The sequence below is a fragment of the Mesorhizobium sp. M1050 genome, assembly GCF_040318715.1.
Taxonomy (GTDB): Bacteria; Pseudomonadota; Alphaproteobacteria; order Rhizobiales; family Rhizobiaceae; genus Mesorhizobium.
On record NZ_JAMYMV010000005.1, the window covers coordinates 22,209 to 37,054 of the forward strand.

General features: G+C 63.7%; 10 protein-coding genes. 1 reads left to right on the forward strand and 9 read right to left on the reverse strand.

All coding sequences use genetic code 11. The features are described 5' to 3' along the window. A complete protein-coding gene (locus NKH57_RS04385; RefSeq protein WP_352942059.1) occupies positions 1 to 561 on the forward strand; it encodes a gluconokinase in 561 nt (186 codons plus the stop codon). 27 nt (positions 562 to 588) lie between these two features. On the opposite strand, the gene NKH57_RS04390 is transcribed toward NKH57_RS04385, so the two are convergent. The 9 genes from NKH57_RS04390 to NKH57_RS04430 form a co-directional block, all read right to left on the reverse strand. Beyond that, complete coding sequence (locus NKH57_RS04390; RefSeq protein WP_352942061.1) at positions 589 to 849, reverse strand: hypothetical protein; 261 nt, start codon at positions 847 to 849, stop codon at positions 589 to 591. A 59-nt stretch (positions 850 to 908) separates the two neighbouring features. Next, entirely contained in the window at positions 909 to 1,358 is a 450-nt protein-coding gene (locus NKH57_RS04395) for an RrF2 family transcriptional regulator (RefSeq protein ID WP_023756920.1), read from the reverse strand. A gap of 257 nt (positions 1,359 to 1,615) precedes the next feature. Next, complete coding sequence (locus tag NKH57_RS04400; protein ID WP_352942064.1) at positions 1,616 to 2,602, reverse strand: sulfate ABC transporter substrate-binding protein; 987 nt, start codon at positions 2,600 to 2,602, stop codon at positions 1,616 to 1,618. A 234-nt stretch (positions 2,603 to 2,836) separates the two neighbouring features. After that, positions 2,837 to 3,877 (reverse strand): sulfate/molybdate ABC transporter ATP-binding protein, encoded by a 1,041-nt coding sequence (locus NKH57_RS04405; RefSeq protein WP_352729442.1) that lies wholly within the window; start codon positions 3,875 to 3,877, stop codon positions 2,837 to 2,839. 13 nt (positions 3,878 to 3,890) lie between these two features. Beyond that, positions 3,891 to 4,775 (reverse strand): sulfate ABC transporter permease subunit CysW, encoded by an 885-nt coding sequence (gene cysW / locus NKH57_RS04410; RefSeq protein ID WP_023756923.1) that lies wholly within the window; start codon positions 4,773 to 4,775, stop codon positions 3,891 to 3,893. Continuing rightward, on the reverse strand, positions 4,768 to 5,619 hold the full coding sequence (gene cysT / locus NKH57_RS04415) for a sulfate ABC transporter permease subunit CysT (RefSeq protein ID WP_023756924.1): 852 nt from the start codon (positions 5,617 to 5,619) through the stop codon (positions 4,768 to 4,770). Before cysT ends, cysW begins: the two co-directional genes overlap by 8 nt. Before the next feature lie 18 nt (positions 5,620 to 5,637). Then, positions 5,638 to 6,663 (reverse strand): sulfate ABC transporter substrate-binding protein, encoded by a 1,026-nt coding sequence (locus NKH57_RS04420; protein WP_023756925.1) that lies wholly within the window; start codon positions 6,661 to 6,663, stop codon positions 5,638 to 5,640. 335 nt (positions 6,664 to 6,998) lie between these two features. Next, positions 6,999 to 9,080, reverse strand: a complete 2,082-nt coding sequence (gene pbpC / locus NKH57_RS04425; protein WP_352942068.1) for a penicillin-binding protein 1C — start codon at positions 9,078 to 9,080, stop codon at positions 6,999 to 7,001. Positions 9,081 to 9,254: 174 nt separating this feature from the next. Continuing rightward, on the reverse strand, positions 9,255 to 14,735 hold the full coding sequence (locus NKH57_RS04430; RefSeq protein WP_352942071.1) for an alpha-2-macroglobulin family protein: 5,481 nt from the start codon (positions 14,733 to 14,735) through the stop codon (positions 9,255 to 9,257). Positions 14,736 to 14,846 lie beyond the last annotated feature (111 nt).

Sequence of the window (14,846 nt, forward strand, 5' to 3'; positions counted from 1 at the left end):
GTGGGCGAAAGGCCAGCACAGGCGCCAATTGGCGCTCCCGGCTCATTGCCTCAAGCCATCGTGGTGATGGGCGTCGCCGGCAGCGGCAAGTCGGCCGTCGGTATTGCACTGGCGGCCGCGCTGGGCGTTACCTTTATCGAGGGTGACAGGCTGCACCCGCCGGAAAACGTCGCACGCATGGCGAGCGGCGAGCCACTCACCGATCAACTTCGTGAAGGCTGGCTTGACGCGATCGGCGAGCGCATCGCCGCGTCGGTAGGGCAGGGCGAAGGCGTGATTGCCGCCTGCTCGGCGCTGAAGCGCAGCTATCGCGCGCGCTTGAGCGGCTTCTGCCCTGCGATCGTCTTCCTCTATCTGGAGATCGACGCTGACACGGCCAGGTGGCGTGTCGTCAGCCGCAAGGGCCATTTCATGCTGGCAAGCCTCGTCGACAGCCAGTTCGCTATCCTAGAGCCGACAGCGGATGAGAGGGCCTTGACGCTCGATGCGACCCGCCCGGTCGGCGAACTCGTCGGTGCGGCCGCCCACCAGCTACGCCGGTCGATAGGAATTTTTTCTTGATCCCGTGACCTCAGCTATGGTACATATTCATTTATGGTGCTGATTTGCGCCAGTGACCCGTCGCACAGGCGGGTTTTTCGTTTGATGCTCCGTCAGCCTGCGCACGCCGGCAAAGGCTCCGAAGGAACCCGTTAACCCGAGTTCGTTGCCCTGAACCGGATCGTAAGGCGACCAGCGGCCTGCCACCGGCGATGGCGGAGCCGCCAGCAAACCCTCGAACAGTTTGCGCGCATCGGTGCCTTCACCAAGCACAGCGCGGGTGGCGGCGGCGTAATCAGGGGATTCCATGCGCATATGGCGCTACAAGCGAAACCTCGATACGCGGCGGCAGATTGGCAGTCGGTGGTCTAGATCTGTGACGTCAGTTCGACGGGGAAATCATCATTGTCGGCATCGCGCATGGCGGCGAGGCTGCGATTGTCCAGCACTTCGGCGATCGCCTGCCGCACCTCCAGCATCATCTGCCGGACCTGGCAGGTAGCCTCGTCGCAGTCGTCGCAGCGCTGATACTGCGTGCGGCTGGCGCAGGGGATCGGCGCCAGCGGCCCGTCAAGCACCCGCACGACATGGCCGATCTTGATTTCAGAGGCCGGCCTGGCGAGGCGATAGCCGCCTTCCTTGCCCTTGCGGCTCTGGACGAAACCGGCATTGCGCAACTCGCCCAGGATGGCATCGAGGAATTTCTTCGGAATATTGTTGGCCACCGCGATGTCGTTGACGAAGGCCAATTGGCCCAGTGGCAGGCCAGACAGATGCACGAGGGCCTTGAGGCCGTATTTGCCTTTTTTTGTCAGCATGCCCAGATCACCCCATTGAAGCCCCAACCACTCGCATCTGGCGACTGTTTGTGTGCAAATAATGACGTTTTTGCCGTGCGGCGATATTTCGCGAAAACAAGGCGCCGAATGGCATGTTAGGCGCAAACACGTTGATTCTTTGTAACGTTCTGCACGGATGACGCCGATATTTCGCTGAAAACCGGGTTTCCGGAGCACAAAACGAAGAAAGCCGGCAGGGTGCCGGCTTTCTTTGTTTTCTCCGGATGTTTGTGTCGTCAGCGGCTGCCATAGGTCTGGTCGAGCAGGCCGCCGGCGGCGAAATGCTCCTTCTGCACCTTGTCCCAGCCGCCAAAAACGCCTTCGACGGTCAGCAGCCGGACGTCGGGAAACTGGGCTTTGTATTTGGCCTCCACTGCCGCGTCGCGGACCCGGGTGCCGTTCTGGGCGAGAATGTCCTGGCCCTCAGGCGTGTACAGGAAGTCGAGATAGGTCTTTGCCAGATCGCGCGTGCCATGCTCGTCGGCGACCTTGTCGACGATGGCGACCGGGAATTCGGCCAGCAGACTGACCGAGGGCGTGACCTGCTCGAATTTGTCGTCGCCATACTCCTTGCGGATGCCGCGCGTCTCGGACTCGAAGGTGATCAGCACGTCACCTATCTCGCGCTGCACGAAGGTTGTGGTCGCGGCGCGGCCGCCATTGTCGAAGATCGGCACGTTGTTGAACAACTTGGTAATGAACTCCTTCACCTTGGCGTCGTCGCCCTTGAAGGCTTCCTTGGCATAGGCGGTAGCCGCCAGATAGGTGTAGCGCGCATTGCCTGATGTCTTCGGGTTGGGGAAGATCACCTGCACGTCGTCGCGCACGAGATCGTTCCAGTCCTTGATATGTTTGGGGTTGCCGGCGCGCACCAGGAAGGACGGCAGCGAATAGAAAGGCGAGGCGTTGTCGGGGAAATCCTTCTGCCAGTCGGCCGAGACCAGGCCCTTCTTGACGAGGAAGTCGATGTCGGTGACCTGGTTGAAGGTGACGACATCGGCAGCGAGGCCTTCGGCGATGGCACGCGCCTGCGCCGAGGTGCCGGCATGCGACTGGTCGACGGCGACGCCCGGATGGTGCGCGATGAAGGCCTTGTTGATCTGCACGAACAGTTCGCGGCCGACATCATAGGATGCGTTGAGCAATTTGTCGGCCGACCAAGCTTGGGAGGATGCCAGGAGCAGGCCGGCGACGGTGGCGACGCCGAGGAAAAATCGCTTCATGAAAACAAGCTCCGGATGCAATTGGTTTATGGTCGAACCATAGCTGTGGCGCGCGGTGCGCGACGAGGCACGCGAGACGGCTCTGTGGTTGTGCTGCGAGAAAAGCTATCGCCGAAACAGCCGGATGCCAGGATTTTCTTCCAAAGAGAGACACCCTTCAGTTCTGATCGTGGGCAAGAAGATCGCATCGCGATGCTGGGTCGAGAACTGGCTGGAATAGCGCTCGACCGAGTATCAGGCAGGCGGAAACAGCTTCCAGCGGCCGGGACGGAACGCCACCCGGCTTTTCTGCGCCGCGGGATGATCGACAGGCAATTCGATTTCGACCCGCTGGCGCTCGCCACCGATCTCGAGTTCGACGCGGCGCGTGCCGGCGACGCGGCGGCTGGCGGCAACCGTGCCGGCGATGCAGCCGCTGCAGCCGTCCAGCAATTCGACATGGTGCGGACGGAAGTAAAGCGTCGCTTCGCCCGAGGGCTCGTTCGGCGCGGCAAGCCCGATCGGACGGTCGGCGAGCCAGATCTCGCCATTTTCGACCTTGACCGGAAGCGAGCTCGATTCGCCGATGAAGCCGTAGACGAAGGGTGAGTTGGGCGCGTCATAGATGTCGTCGGCAGTGCCGACCTGCTCGATGCGGCCCTGGCTCATCACCACGACGCGGTCGGCAAGCTCCAGCGCCTCTTCCTGGTCGTGAGTGACGAAGACGGTGGTGTGGCCGGTGGCGTCGTGGATCTCACGCAGCCAGCGGCGCAATTCCCGGCGCACCTGCGCGTCAAGCGCACCGAACGGCTCGTCGAGCAGCAGTACCTTAGGTTCGATGGCCATGGCGCGCGCCAGTGCCACGCGCTGGCGCTGGCCGCCTGAGAGCTGCGCCGGATAGCGCTTTTCGAGCCCGGAAAGCTGGACGAGGTCGAGCAGCTCTGAGGCGCGGCGGCGGATTTCCTGCGCCGGCGGGCGCGACGACCCGTGCCGGACCTTCAGGCCGAAGCCGATATTGTCAGCCACCGTCATGTGCCGGAACAGCGCATAGTGCTGGAAGACGAAGCCGACATTGCGCTCCTGGATCGACTTGTGCGAGGCGTCCTCGTCGCCGAAGAAGATATTGCCTCGCGTCGGCCGCTCCAGCCCCGCGATCAGCCTGAGCAGCGTCGTCTTGCCGGAACCGGACGGCCCCAGCAACGCGATCAACTCGCCCGACTTGATGTCGAGCGACACGTCATGAAGCGCCGGAAACCGCTCAAACTCCTTGCGTACGTTGGCAACGCGAACTTCCATGCAAATCCCTCTGTCAGTGCCCGCGCGTCGCGGCGATCTCGGCGCCGTAGCGCATCTCGAGAAGTGTTTTCAAGACCAGCGTGACGAGCGCCAGGCCCGCAAGCAATGAAGCGACGGCAAAGGCGCCGACAGCGTTGTACTCGTTATAGAGGATTTCGACATGCAGCGGCATGGTGTTGGTCAGGCCGCGTATGTGGCCCGACACGACCGACACCGCGCCGAACTCGCCCATGGCACGCGCATTGCACAGGAGTACGCCGTAGAGCAGCCCCCATTTGACGTTGGGCAAGGTCACGTACCAGAAGGTCTGCCAGCCATTGGCGCCAAGCGAGAGTGCTGCCTCCTCGTCGCCATTGCCCTGTTCCTGCATTAGCGGGATCAGTTCGCGGGCGACGAAGGGGAAGGTGACGAAGACGGTGGCCAGCACGATCCCGGGCACGGCAAACAGGATGACGATGCCATGTGCTTTCAGCCAGCTGCCGAGCAACCCCTGGGCACCGAACAGAAGCACATAGACGAGCCCCGAAATAACCGGCGAGACCGAGAAGGGCAGGTCGATCAGGGTGGTCAGGAAGGCCTTGCCCTTGAACTCGAACTTGGCGATCGCCCAAGCGGCGGAGATGCCGAAGACGATGTTGAGCGGCACCGAAATCGCCGCCACCAGCAGGGTCAGCCGGATCGCCGAGCGCGTGTCGGGATTGCCAAGCGCTTCGGTGTAGGCATCGATGCCCTTGGCGAAGGCTTCGTTGAAGACGATGATCAGCGGCAAGACCAGGAAAATGCCGAGGAAGGCGAAGGCGACAGCCATCAGCGCCACACGCGCTGGGCGACTTTCCGTGACCGCCGCCGACCGGCTTCCGTGGTGCGGTTCGTAGGATTTGATCTCGGGATCAGGCATAGCGCTTGCGGCTCCATGTCTGCACGAGATTGACGACCAAAAGCATGATGAACGACAAAGCGAGCATGATCGCCGCGATCGCAGTTGCCGCGGGGTAATTGTATTCCTCGAGGCGGATGACGATCAAAAGCGGCGCGATTTCGGATTTGTAGGGTAAATTGCCGGCGATGAAGATAACCGAGCCATATTCACCGACGCCGCGCGCGAAGGCGAGCGCGAACCCGGTGACGATGGCCGGCGCCAGGCCTGGAAACAGGACGCGGGTGATGATCTGCAGGCGATTGGCGCCGAGCGTGGCGGCGGCTTCCTCCACCTCCCTGTCGATCTCCTCCATGATCGGCTGCACGGTGCGCACGACGAAGGGCAAGCCGATGAAGACCAGCGCGATGACGATGCCGAGCGGGGTATAGGCGACCTTGATGCCGAGCGGCATCAGCAATTTGCCGATCCAGCCGTTCGGCGCGTAGAGAGTGGTCAGCGCGATGCCGGCAACAGCCGTAGGTAAGGCGAAGGGCAGATCGACCATGGCATCGACGATTCGGCGGCCGGGGAAGCGGTAGCGCACCAGCACCCAGGCGACCAGCGTGCCGAACACGACATTGACGGCCGCCGCGAGGAAGGCGGTGCCGAAGCTGATCCTCAGCGCATTGATGGTGCGGCGATCTGTGGCGATCGCCCAAAATTCAGGCCAGCCAAGCGCGGCCGAGCGCCAGAGCAGCCCGGAAAGCGGGATGAGGATGATGAGGGTGAGGTAGGCAAGCGAGAAGCCGAGCGTCAATCCGAAACCCGGAATGACGCTCGGCTGCTTGAATCGCCACCCCGCCTGCGCGGGTGCTGTGGTCATATCGTCCTGAATATCGACTTACTGAGGCTTGTAGATCTGGTCGAATATACCACCATCGCCGAAATGATAAGGCTGTGCTTTTTTCCAGCCACCGAAAAGCGGGTCGTCGATCGAGATCAGCTTGATCGGAGGCAGCTTGGCGAGGTCCTCCGCCGGCACCAGATCGGGCTTTGCCGGGCGATAGTGGTTCTTGGCGATGATCGTCTGGGCTTCCTTGGAATAGAGCCAGCTCAGATAGGCTTCGGCAACCTTGCGCGTGCCTTTGGCGTCGACATCGGCGTCGACCACCGCCACAGGTGGCTCGGCCAGGATCGAGGTCGGCGGGTAGACGATGTCGAAATTGTCGGCGCCGAACTCGTCGAGCGCCAGATAGGCCTCGTTTTCCCAGGCGATCAGCACGTCGCCGAGGCCTTTTTGCGCGAAGGTTACGGTCGAACCGCGCGCGCCGGTGTCGAGCACCGGGGCATTGGCGTAGAGCTTGCCGACGAACTCCTTGGTCTTGGCCTCGTCGCCGCCATCATTGGCACTGGCGTAGGCCCACGCGGCGAGATAGTTCCAGCGAGCGCCGCCGGAGGTCTTGGGGTTGGGCGTGATCACCTGGATGCCGTCCTTGACGAGGTCGCTCCAATCGTGAATGCCCTTGGGATTGCCCTTGCGCACGAGGAAGATGATGGTCGAGGTGTAAGGCGCTGAATTGTTTTCGAATTTTGTGCGCCAGTCGGGATTGATCTTCTTCGACTTCGAGACGATTGCGTTGATGTCGCCTTCGAGCGCCAGTGTCACCACATCGGCATCGAGGCCGTCGATCACGGCGCGGGCCTGGGCACCGGATCCGCCATGCGACTGCTGGACGGTGACCGTCTCGCCGGTCTCGGCCTTCCAATGCGCGACGAAGGCTTCGTTATAGGCCTTGTAGAGCTCGCGTGTCGGATCATAGGACACGTTGAGAATGGTGGTGTCGGCAAACGCGAAGCCGAGCGTGCCGAACTGGATGGATGTGGCGACCAGTGCGCCGAGCAGTTTCCTGAAATGAGGTTTGGTCATTTCTGCCTCCGTTGAACCCACGGCAAATCTACCGAACTGGTAGAAATTAGATGCATTGAATGTTGCCTTTTTTGCCCCTCTAGAGAAAATATTCGACGATCCTTTGCAGCATGGAGAAATATTTTCCTCCTGCGTCTCCGGGAAGAATCCATGCCGCACACCCAGCCTATTTAGAAATGAGCAGCGTCGAGGCAAGGCTGTCGACAAGAAAGGATCGCGCGAGGCACCCCCCTCTGGCCGGCAGGCCAGAGGGGGGTGCCTCGGAACAGGCATAGGTGAATGTCCTACTATCTGCCGAGCCCGGAAAGCCAATTGAATGAATCGCTTGGCTCGGTCTATTCGACGAACACCTTGACGCTGGCCGCGCGTCCCGCGGCGTCGATCACGGTCAGCGTCGAATAGCCGGCGCCGTCGGGTTGCCAGGTCGCGGTGCGACGACGGTCGATGCCGGCGAGCGGCTTGCCGTTGGCCAGCCAACGGAACGGCGCGCGGCCGCCTTGCAATTTCAGAACCAGTGGCGAGGCATCGGCCGAGTTGGTGTCGAGATCGATGCGGGCGCCGTCGGGCGGGAAGATGATGGTCGGCGCGGGTTCGGTCACTGTCGCCTGCACGAGGCCGTCCGACCCGGCGCCGAAGCGGGCGAGCGTCACCGGTAGGTCCTCGCGCCTGGGGCTGATCACGCCGGGCGGCCTGCCCGGCAATGGGACGGTGGCCAGGCCCGAGCGGACAAAACCCTCGAAGAGGATGGGAGCGGCCGAGACATAGCCGGACAGGCCCGGCACCGCGCCGGCGTCGGGGCGGCCGACCCAGACACCCAGCACATAGCGGCCGTCGAAGCCGACCGACCACGCGTCGCGATAGCCGTAGGAGGTGCCGGTCTTGTAGGCGATGCCGCGCTGCAAGGCGCCCTCGGGCGGCTTGACGCCCGACAGAATGTCGATGATCTGCCAGTTGGCCTGACCGTCGAGGATGGTAGCGCTGGTGCGCTCGGCATTGGCGGGCTCGGTGCCGTCATGCAGCGTGTGCGTCTTGCCGCCATTGGCGAGCCCTGTGTAGAGCTGGACGAGGTCGCGTAATGTTATCCCGACCCCGCCAAGGCCGATGGCCAGGCCCGGCGCCTCGTTGACCGGCAGCACGGGGCGGACGCCGGCCTGGTGGAAGCGCGCCATCAGACGCGTTGGTCCAACCGCGTCGAGCACGCGGATCGCCGGCACGTTGAGCGACAGTTGCAGCGCCTGGCGGATGCTGACGTCGCCCTGATAGCCCATGTCGAAATTCTTCGGCCGGTAGCCGGAGAAATCGACAGGACTGTCGTCGATCAGCGTTTCGTGCGCCACCAGCCCCTGTTCGAAGGCAAGGCCGTAGATGAACGGCTTCAGCGTCGAGCCGGGCGAGCGGACGATCTTGGTCATATCGATCCAGCCGGCGCGGCTGGCGTCGAAGAAATTGGCCGAGCCGACTTCGCCGAGAATATCACCGGTGCGGGAGTCGGCCAGCACCATGGCGACCGACAGGCGAGGCCCAAGCTTGGCGGCCGCGTCCCTCGCCACCTGTTCAAGCCCTTCCTGGACGCTCTTGCGGATCGTCAGCTGCAAAGGCTGACCGGGAACCGCCTTGGGCAGCATCGCATAGGCGGCGTGTGCGGCGAGCGCCGGCAGCGTGCGGCGCAGCCCCGCCACATCGTCGAGGGCGGCACGTGCCGCCTCGCGCTCGGCGAGCAAGCCGGAGGAGACCATGCGGGTCAGCACCCGGTCTCGAGCGGCGTGGGCGATTTTCAGGTTGCGGTCGGGCCGCCGCTTTTCCGGCAGCTGCGGCAGGGCAACGAGCAGGGCGGATTCCGACACGGTAAGCCGCTTCGGCTCCTTGCCGAAATAGGCGAGGGACGCGGCACGCACGCCTTCCAGATTGCCGCCATAAGGGGCCAGCGTCAGGTAGCGCTCGAGGATCTCGCGCTTGGACAGTCGCCGCTCGATTTGGATGGCGCGCAGCATCTGCTTGATCTTGGAGCCGAGGCTGCGGCTTTCGCGCGGCTCGATCAGCCGGGCAAGCTGCATCGACAGGGTCGAGCCGCCGGAGACGATGTGGCCGCTGGTGGCGAACTGGCCGGCAGCACGGGCCAGCGCCAGCACGTCGACACCCTCATGATCCCAGAAACGCTTGTCCTCGTAGGTGACCAACATGTCGATGAATTGCTTGTCGACCTGATCGAGCCGGGTTTCGAGCCGCCAGTAGCCGTCCGGCGTGGCGAAGGCGCGCAACAGCTGGCCGTCGCGGTCCTGGACTTCCGTCGAGACCGTGAGTTCGGCAGGCAGCGGTGGCGGGAAGGCGCGGTCGAGTTCCCAGAGGGAGGCGGTGGAGAGCGCCAACAGGCAGGCGCCGCCTGCGGCTCCAATAGCGAGTTTGCGAAGTATCTTCATGGCTGGAAAGATGCCCCCTCATCCGGCCGCTTCGCGGCCACCTTCTCCCCGATGGGGAGAAGAGACTGGCGCCGGCGCTGGTCGTCTCCTCTCCCCTCGGGGAGAGGTCGACCGAGCGAAGCGGAGGGCGGGTGAGGGGGCACTTTGCTTATCGCGTCCATCACCACTAGCGCCTTACGGCGCCTTGATCTCCATCATGCCGGTAGCGGTGCGAGCCGAATATTGCGGCCTGTACATGTCCTCCACCGTTGCCGCCGGGTGCGCATAGGTGCCAGGCGTCACGGCACGTACGACATAGGCGAGGGTCAGATTGTGGTCGTGGTCGCCGTCGGCCGGGTTGAACGCGGCGACGAAACGGTCGTCGCGGAATTCGAGATGGGCCGCATCGGTCTGCGCCAGCCATGAGAAGTTGGTCAACTGGGCGCTGGACACCAGGCCTGGATTGTCGATCTCGAAGCCGGCCGGCAACAGGTCCGTTACCAGCAGGCGCGACGGCCAGCTGTTCTGCTCGTTGACCTTGAGCACGACGACATAGCGTTCGTTCTGGGTCGCCTCGGTGACATTGGCTTCAGTGCCATCGAGCTTGTAGTAGGTGCGATCGATGGTGAAGCCGTCGCCGCTTGCCGGCAAGGGCTGGATCGGCGACGCCACCGTCGTGACGACGGCTTGCAGCGGAGTCTTGCCGGTGTTGGCGATGGTCAGCGGGCTGTCGGCCAGGTCGCTGCCGTCGATCTGGTTGGAATAGCCGCCGGCGTGCGCGGCACCATTGACTGTCAACGTGATTGCATCATTGCCTTCCTTCAGCGCGCGAGCCGCCAGCAGCATCCAGGATTCGTCCTGGGTGCTGGTCCAGCGGGCTTCGGCGCGTTCCCTGGTCACCAGCTTGATCAGCTCAGGCACGATCGTCGGCACCGGCTTCGATTCCGCCGCCAGCGCCAGCATCGCCGCACCGTCACGCAGCCGCGAGCCGTAGTCGGAGCGGTAGTAGTCGTAGTCGGTGGTCGACTTGGCGAGTTGCAGGGCGGTCTTGAACGTCGCTTCGGCGCGCGGCGTATCGCCGTAGAGCGCCAGGCTCGCCGCCAGCTGGGCGACGGCCATCGGGCTGGAGAAAGCTTCGAGCTGGGTGTCCGCATAGTAGCGCAGATCGCCGATCGAAGCCTTCTTGTTGCGAGCCAAAACGTAGAGGGCGTAGGCGATCTCGCTGCCACGGTCCTGTACGCTCTGGTCGTAGCCGAGCGAGTTCTGCAAATTGCTCAGCGCCTGGTTCATGGCCAGGCTCGGGACGTCGTATTTTTGCTCGCGCGCCCTGGTCAGGAAGTCGGTGACATAGGCATCGAGCCACGGATCGCCGGAGCCAGGACCCCACAGGCCGAAGCTGCCGCCCGAGGCCTGGTAGCTCAGAACCTTGTAGATCGCGTCCTGGATGCGGCCATGGATGTCGGGGTCGCTGGCCATGCCGATGCCGGACGCCAACTCATTGACGTAGAGAAGCGGCATGGCACGGCTGGTGGTCTGCTCGGCGCAACCATAGGGGTAACGGTCGAGCGTCATCAACAGCGACGGCACGTCGAAGGCGGCGGCCTGGGTAACGCCGACGCTGACGGAAGCGCCGTCGAGCAGGCTTGCCGCCAGCAGTTCCTTGTCGACGCGCAGCGCGCCGCCATTGCCCTTGAGGTCGACCACCAGGCGGGTGGTGACGGGCAATTGCGCCGGACGCACCGGCACGTAGAGCGTCTGCTCGACCTGGGTGCCGTCGGCATGGGCGAGCTTGATTGTGAGCGAGGCATTGCCGGCCGTCTGTGCGATCAGCGGCACGGTCAGCGTCTGCCGCTTGCCCTGGGCGAGCGTCAGCTTCTGGGGCAGGGGCTTGTCGCCCGTCGACAGATCGCCCGTCGTTTCGATCGACAGCGCATAGTCGCCGGTAGGGCCATCGGTGTCGGCGACATCGAGGCGCATGACGGCGGCGTCACCAGGCGCCAGGAAGCGCGGCAGGCCGGCGGTGATCACGACGGGATCGCGCACGATGACGTCGGACTTGGCATGGCCGACTGCGTCCTTGGTCCAAGCGACGGCCATGACGCGCACGGTGCCGTTGAACTGCGGAATGTCGAAGTCGATCCGCGCCTTGCCGTCGGCATCAAGCTCGACGGGACCGGAGAAGAAGGCGACCAGCTTTTCTGTTGGAGGGCTGCCCTGCGCCTGCATGTTGGCGCCGTCGCCGCCGGTCCTGAGCTTGCCGGTATTCCCCAGCGAACCATCGATCAGGCGTCCGTAGATGTCGCGGATTTCCATGCCCAGCATGCGCTGGCCGAAGAACCAGTTCTCCGGATCCGGCGCCTTGTAGTTGGTCAGGTTGAGGATGCCGACATCGACGGCCGCGACCATGACATAGGCATTGGCGCCCGGCTGCACGCCGGCGACCGAAACAGGGATCGACAGCTGCTGGCGCGGCATGGTCTTGCCGGGCGGCGCCAGGGTGATGGCGAGCTTCTTCGAGCCCGGGTCGACCTTCAGCCATTTCACGCCGATGGCGCGCGCCGGCATGCGCGTTTCCTGCGCCTCGCCCGGTCGAAACAGGGTCGCGGTGACATAGGCGCCGGCGCCCCAGTCGTCGCCGACCGGAATATCGACGGTGCTGCCTCCCGCCGGCACTGACGCCGTAACGCTCTTCAACAGCTTGTCGGAACCGATGTTGATGAGAAGTTCCCCGGCAAAATGCGGCGAGACTTTCAGCTTGGCCACTTCGCCCGCGGCATAGCTGTCCTTGTCGAGAGCGATCTCGAGGCCGTCAGGCGTTTCGGTGGTGGTAGATGAGACGTACCAGCCGGCATCGAATTCGTAGCTGGTCGCCGGTCCTTCGGGATCGGCGGTTTCAACCTCGAGCCGGTACTGGCCCCAATCGACCGGCACGGAGACCGTTGCGTCGCCATCGGCACTGAGGTCGACCTGGCCGTTGGCGATCGACTTGGTGAAGGAGACCGGTTCGTAGTTCCAGGAATTGTTGGAGCGGTACCACTGGTAATTGCGTTCGACCTTGACCAGCGTCCATTGCGCGCCTTTCAACGCCTCGCGCTTGCCGTCGGGATCGACGGCGATCAGGCTGAACTTGGCTGTGCCGCCTTGCGGCACTTCATTGTCGGCGAAGTCAGGGCGGATGCCGATCATATGGCCTTGCGGACGGATGCCGATGTCGAGCGAACGCTCGATGGCGCGGCCGCCGGTTTCGCGCATCCTGACCGTCACCTTGGCGTCGACCAGCTTGGTGGTCGAGGGCAGTTGATCGACGGAGACCGGGAAGGTCACCTTGCCGTCATCGCCAACCACCGGCAGATCGGCGAGGGGGGTAACAGTGGGTTCTGCGGACTGCTCGTCTGCGAGGCCGAAGGAGAAGCCCTGGAAACGGTCCCAATCGCGCGAGGTCGACAGCGTCAGTTCGCCTTCCAGCGCCAGGCCTGCTGCCGGCGCGCCGTAGAGGAAGCGGCCGTCAATATTGATGTTGGCGATTTCGCCCTGCGCGATCTCCTGCTTGTCGGCCTTCATGTCGAATTCGATGCGATCCGGCACGAAATCCTCGACCAGGAACATCTGGCTGGCCACCGCCGCCTGCTTGGGATCGGTGTAGATCGACACCGACCAAGTGCCGCGCATGGCGTTGGGTTCGAGCGGCAGGTCGACGGCATGGCCGCCGGCCGAGGCGCCGTCGCTGACGATGCGGCGGTCCTCGACGCCGTCGGGGCGCGAGAAGATGAAGGTCAGCGGCAGGTTTTCGACCGCCTTGGCGGCGCCGTCGCGGGCAAGGGCCGCAACATGAACATCCTCGCCGGCGCGGTAGATGCCACGTTCTGTCCAGGCATAGACGTCGAGCGCGCCGGGCGCCGCGCGCCCTGTGACGCCGCGATCGGACAGGTCGAAGCCGGCCCGGCCCATGTCGAGGAAGACGAAATCATCGTTGCCCTGTTTGGCCATCAGCACGGCCGGCATCATGCCGCCGTCGCCGCGCGTCAATCCGGGATTGAAGACGGCGTGGCCATCGGCATCCGATGTCGCCGTGCCGAGAACCTCATTGTTCCTGGCAACCAGGGTCAGTTCGGCGCCTGCTATCGGCTTGGCGCTGCCCAGCGAACGGGCAAAGACATTCAGGCCGTCCTGGCCGGTATAGGTCGACAGGCCGATGTCGGAGACGACGAACCATTGCGTAGCCATCGAATTGTAGTCGTCGGCGTTGTCGTTGACCGCTTGGGCGGTCAGCACATAGACGCCGGGCTTGCGCTGCGGCAGTGCTTGGTCGACCGGGAAGGAGGTGGTGACTTCCTTGTTGAGATCGTTGGCGATGTCGAGTTGGCCTTGCCAGACCGGCGCGCCCATCTGCTCGGAAATGTTGGAGATGTCGTAGCCGTCAAGCTGGTGCAGGAACTGGTAGCCCGACAGAAGCTGGGCCAGCGAGCGATCGCCGATGCGGTAGAGCTTCATCTCGGCGGCGTTCATGTTGACGGTGACGACCGGGATGCCGCGGCGTGCGCCGGCCGGCAGCACGAAGCTGTCGCCGGTGAAGCGGGCGGACGGTGCGCGGTCCTGCACATAGATCGACAGCACCACGGGGGCTGCGGTCACTTCGCCTATCGCCGCCGGCAGGCCGGCGCGGAAAGTAACGTCGTAATGCTGGCCGTGCTCCAGCCCTTCGACGCAGATCTGCTTGTCCTTGGCCTCGACCCCTTTGGGCGGCGCATTGTCGACGGTGACGAACTGCGCGTAATCGACGCCGGTCTTGACCAGATCCTCGGAGAATTGCGCGCAGATGCGCGGCGCGCTGGTATCGGCATCGAGGGTGTGGTCGATGACGCGGAAACCCTTGCGCGCCTTGAGATCGGCATAGTCGGCCTGGACCGCCGGCGAAGGGTTCAGGGCAAGGCTGGCTTCGTAGGCTTGCAGCGCCGGCCGGTAGAGATCGCGCTTGTCGAGGCCGTTGCCGAGCAGCGCCAGCGCTTCTGCTCGCGTCTTGGTGGTGCGGAGCAGCTTGTAGGCGATGAATGCGGCCGACGTCCCGTCTGCCGGCAAAGTGGAGGCATCGGAAGTGTTGGCGGCGGGTTGCACGGCCAGCGTTTCACGCGCCAGGTCGAGCCAGAGCTGGCCGTCATCGGGCATGACAGACACGGCGCCTTCGTATCTCAGCATGGCGGAGCGGTGGTCGCCGGTAAGCACCGATTGCTCGGCGGCAGTCGTCAGCGCGGTCAGCCCTTCGGTCGGCTTGATATAGGCCGGACCCAACAACTTGTTGCGGTATTGCTGGGCCTGGTCGGCCATCCAGTTGGGGAAGAAGGCGAGTTCGGGCGGCGCGCCGATATCGGGATCGCCATCAATGTTGACGACCTTGCCTGCGACCGCGCCGTTGAACGGTTTCAGCTGGTTGTAATCGGATTTGAGGAAGCACCATTTGGCTTTGTTGTTGTAGGTGAAGGCGCGGCAGGCCGGATCGCCCAGACATGTCGTCTTGCACTGGTCGAGCGTGACGTTCTGGTCGGATCTGAGATCAAAGCCGAAATAGTCGGAATTGTCCGTCGTCGCTATTCGTCGGGATTCAGCCGCTTGCGCGATACCACTCCAGGCAAAAAACAAAAGAATCAGGACCGACAGACCACGAGCCGCTCGCATTGCCATAGCACCCCTCCAGACACAGCTGACGTTCCAGGCATGATCAAGCTTCAGTCAGGCTTGTCAACGCAAGGACGCGGCAGGGTTCCGCCTGCCAACGGTTTCCTTTCCGGCCGA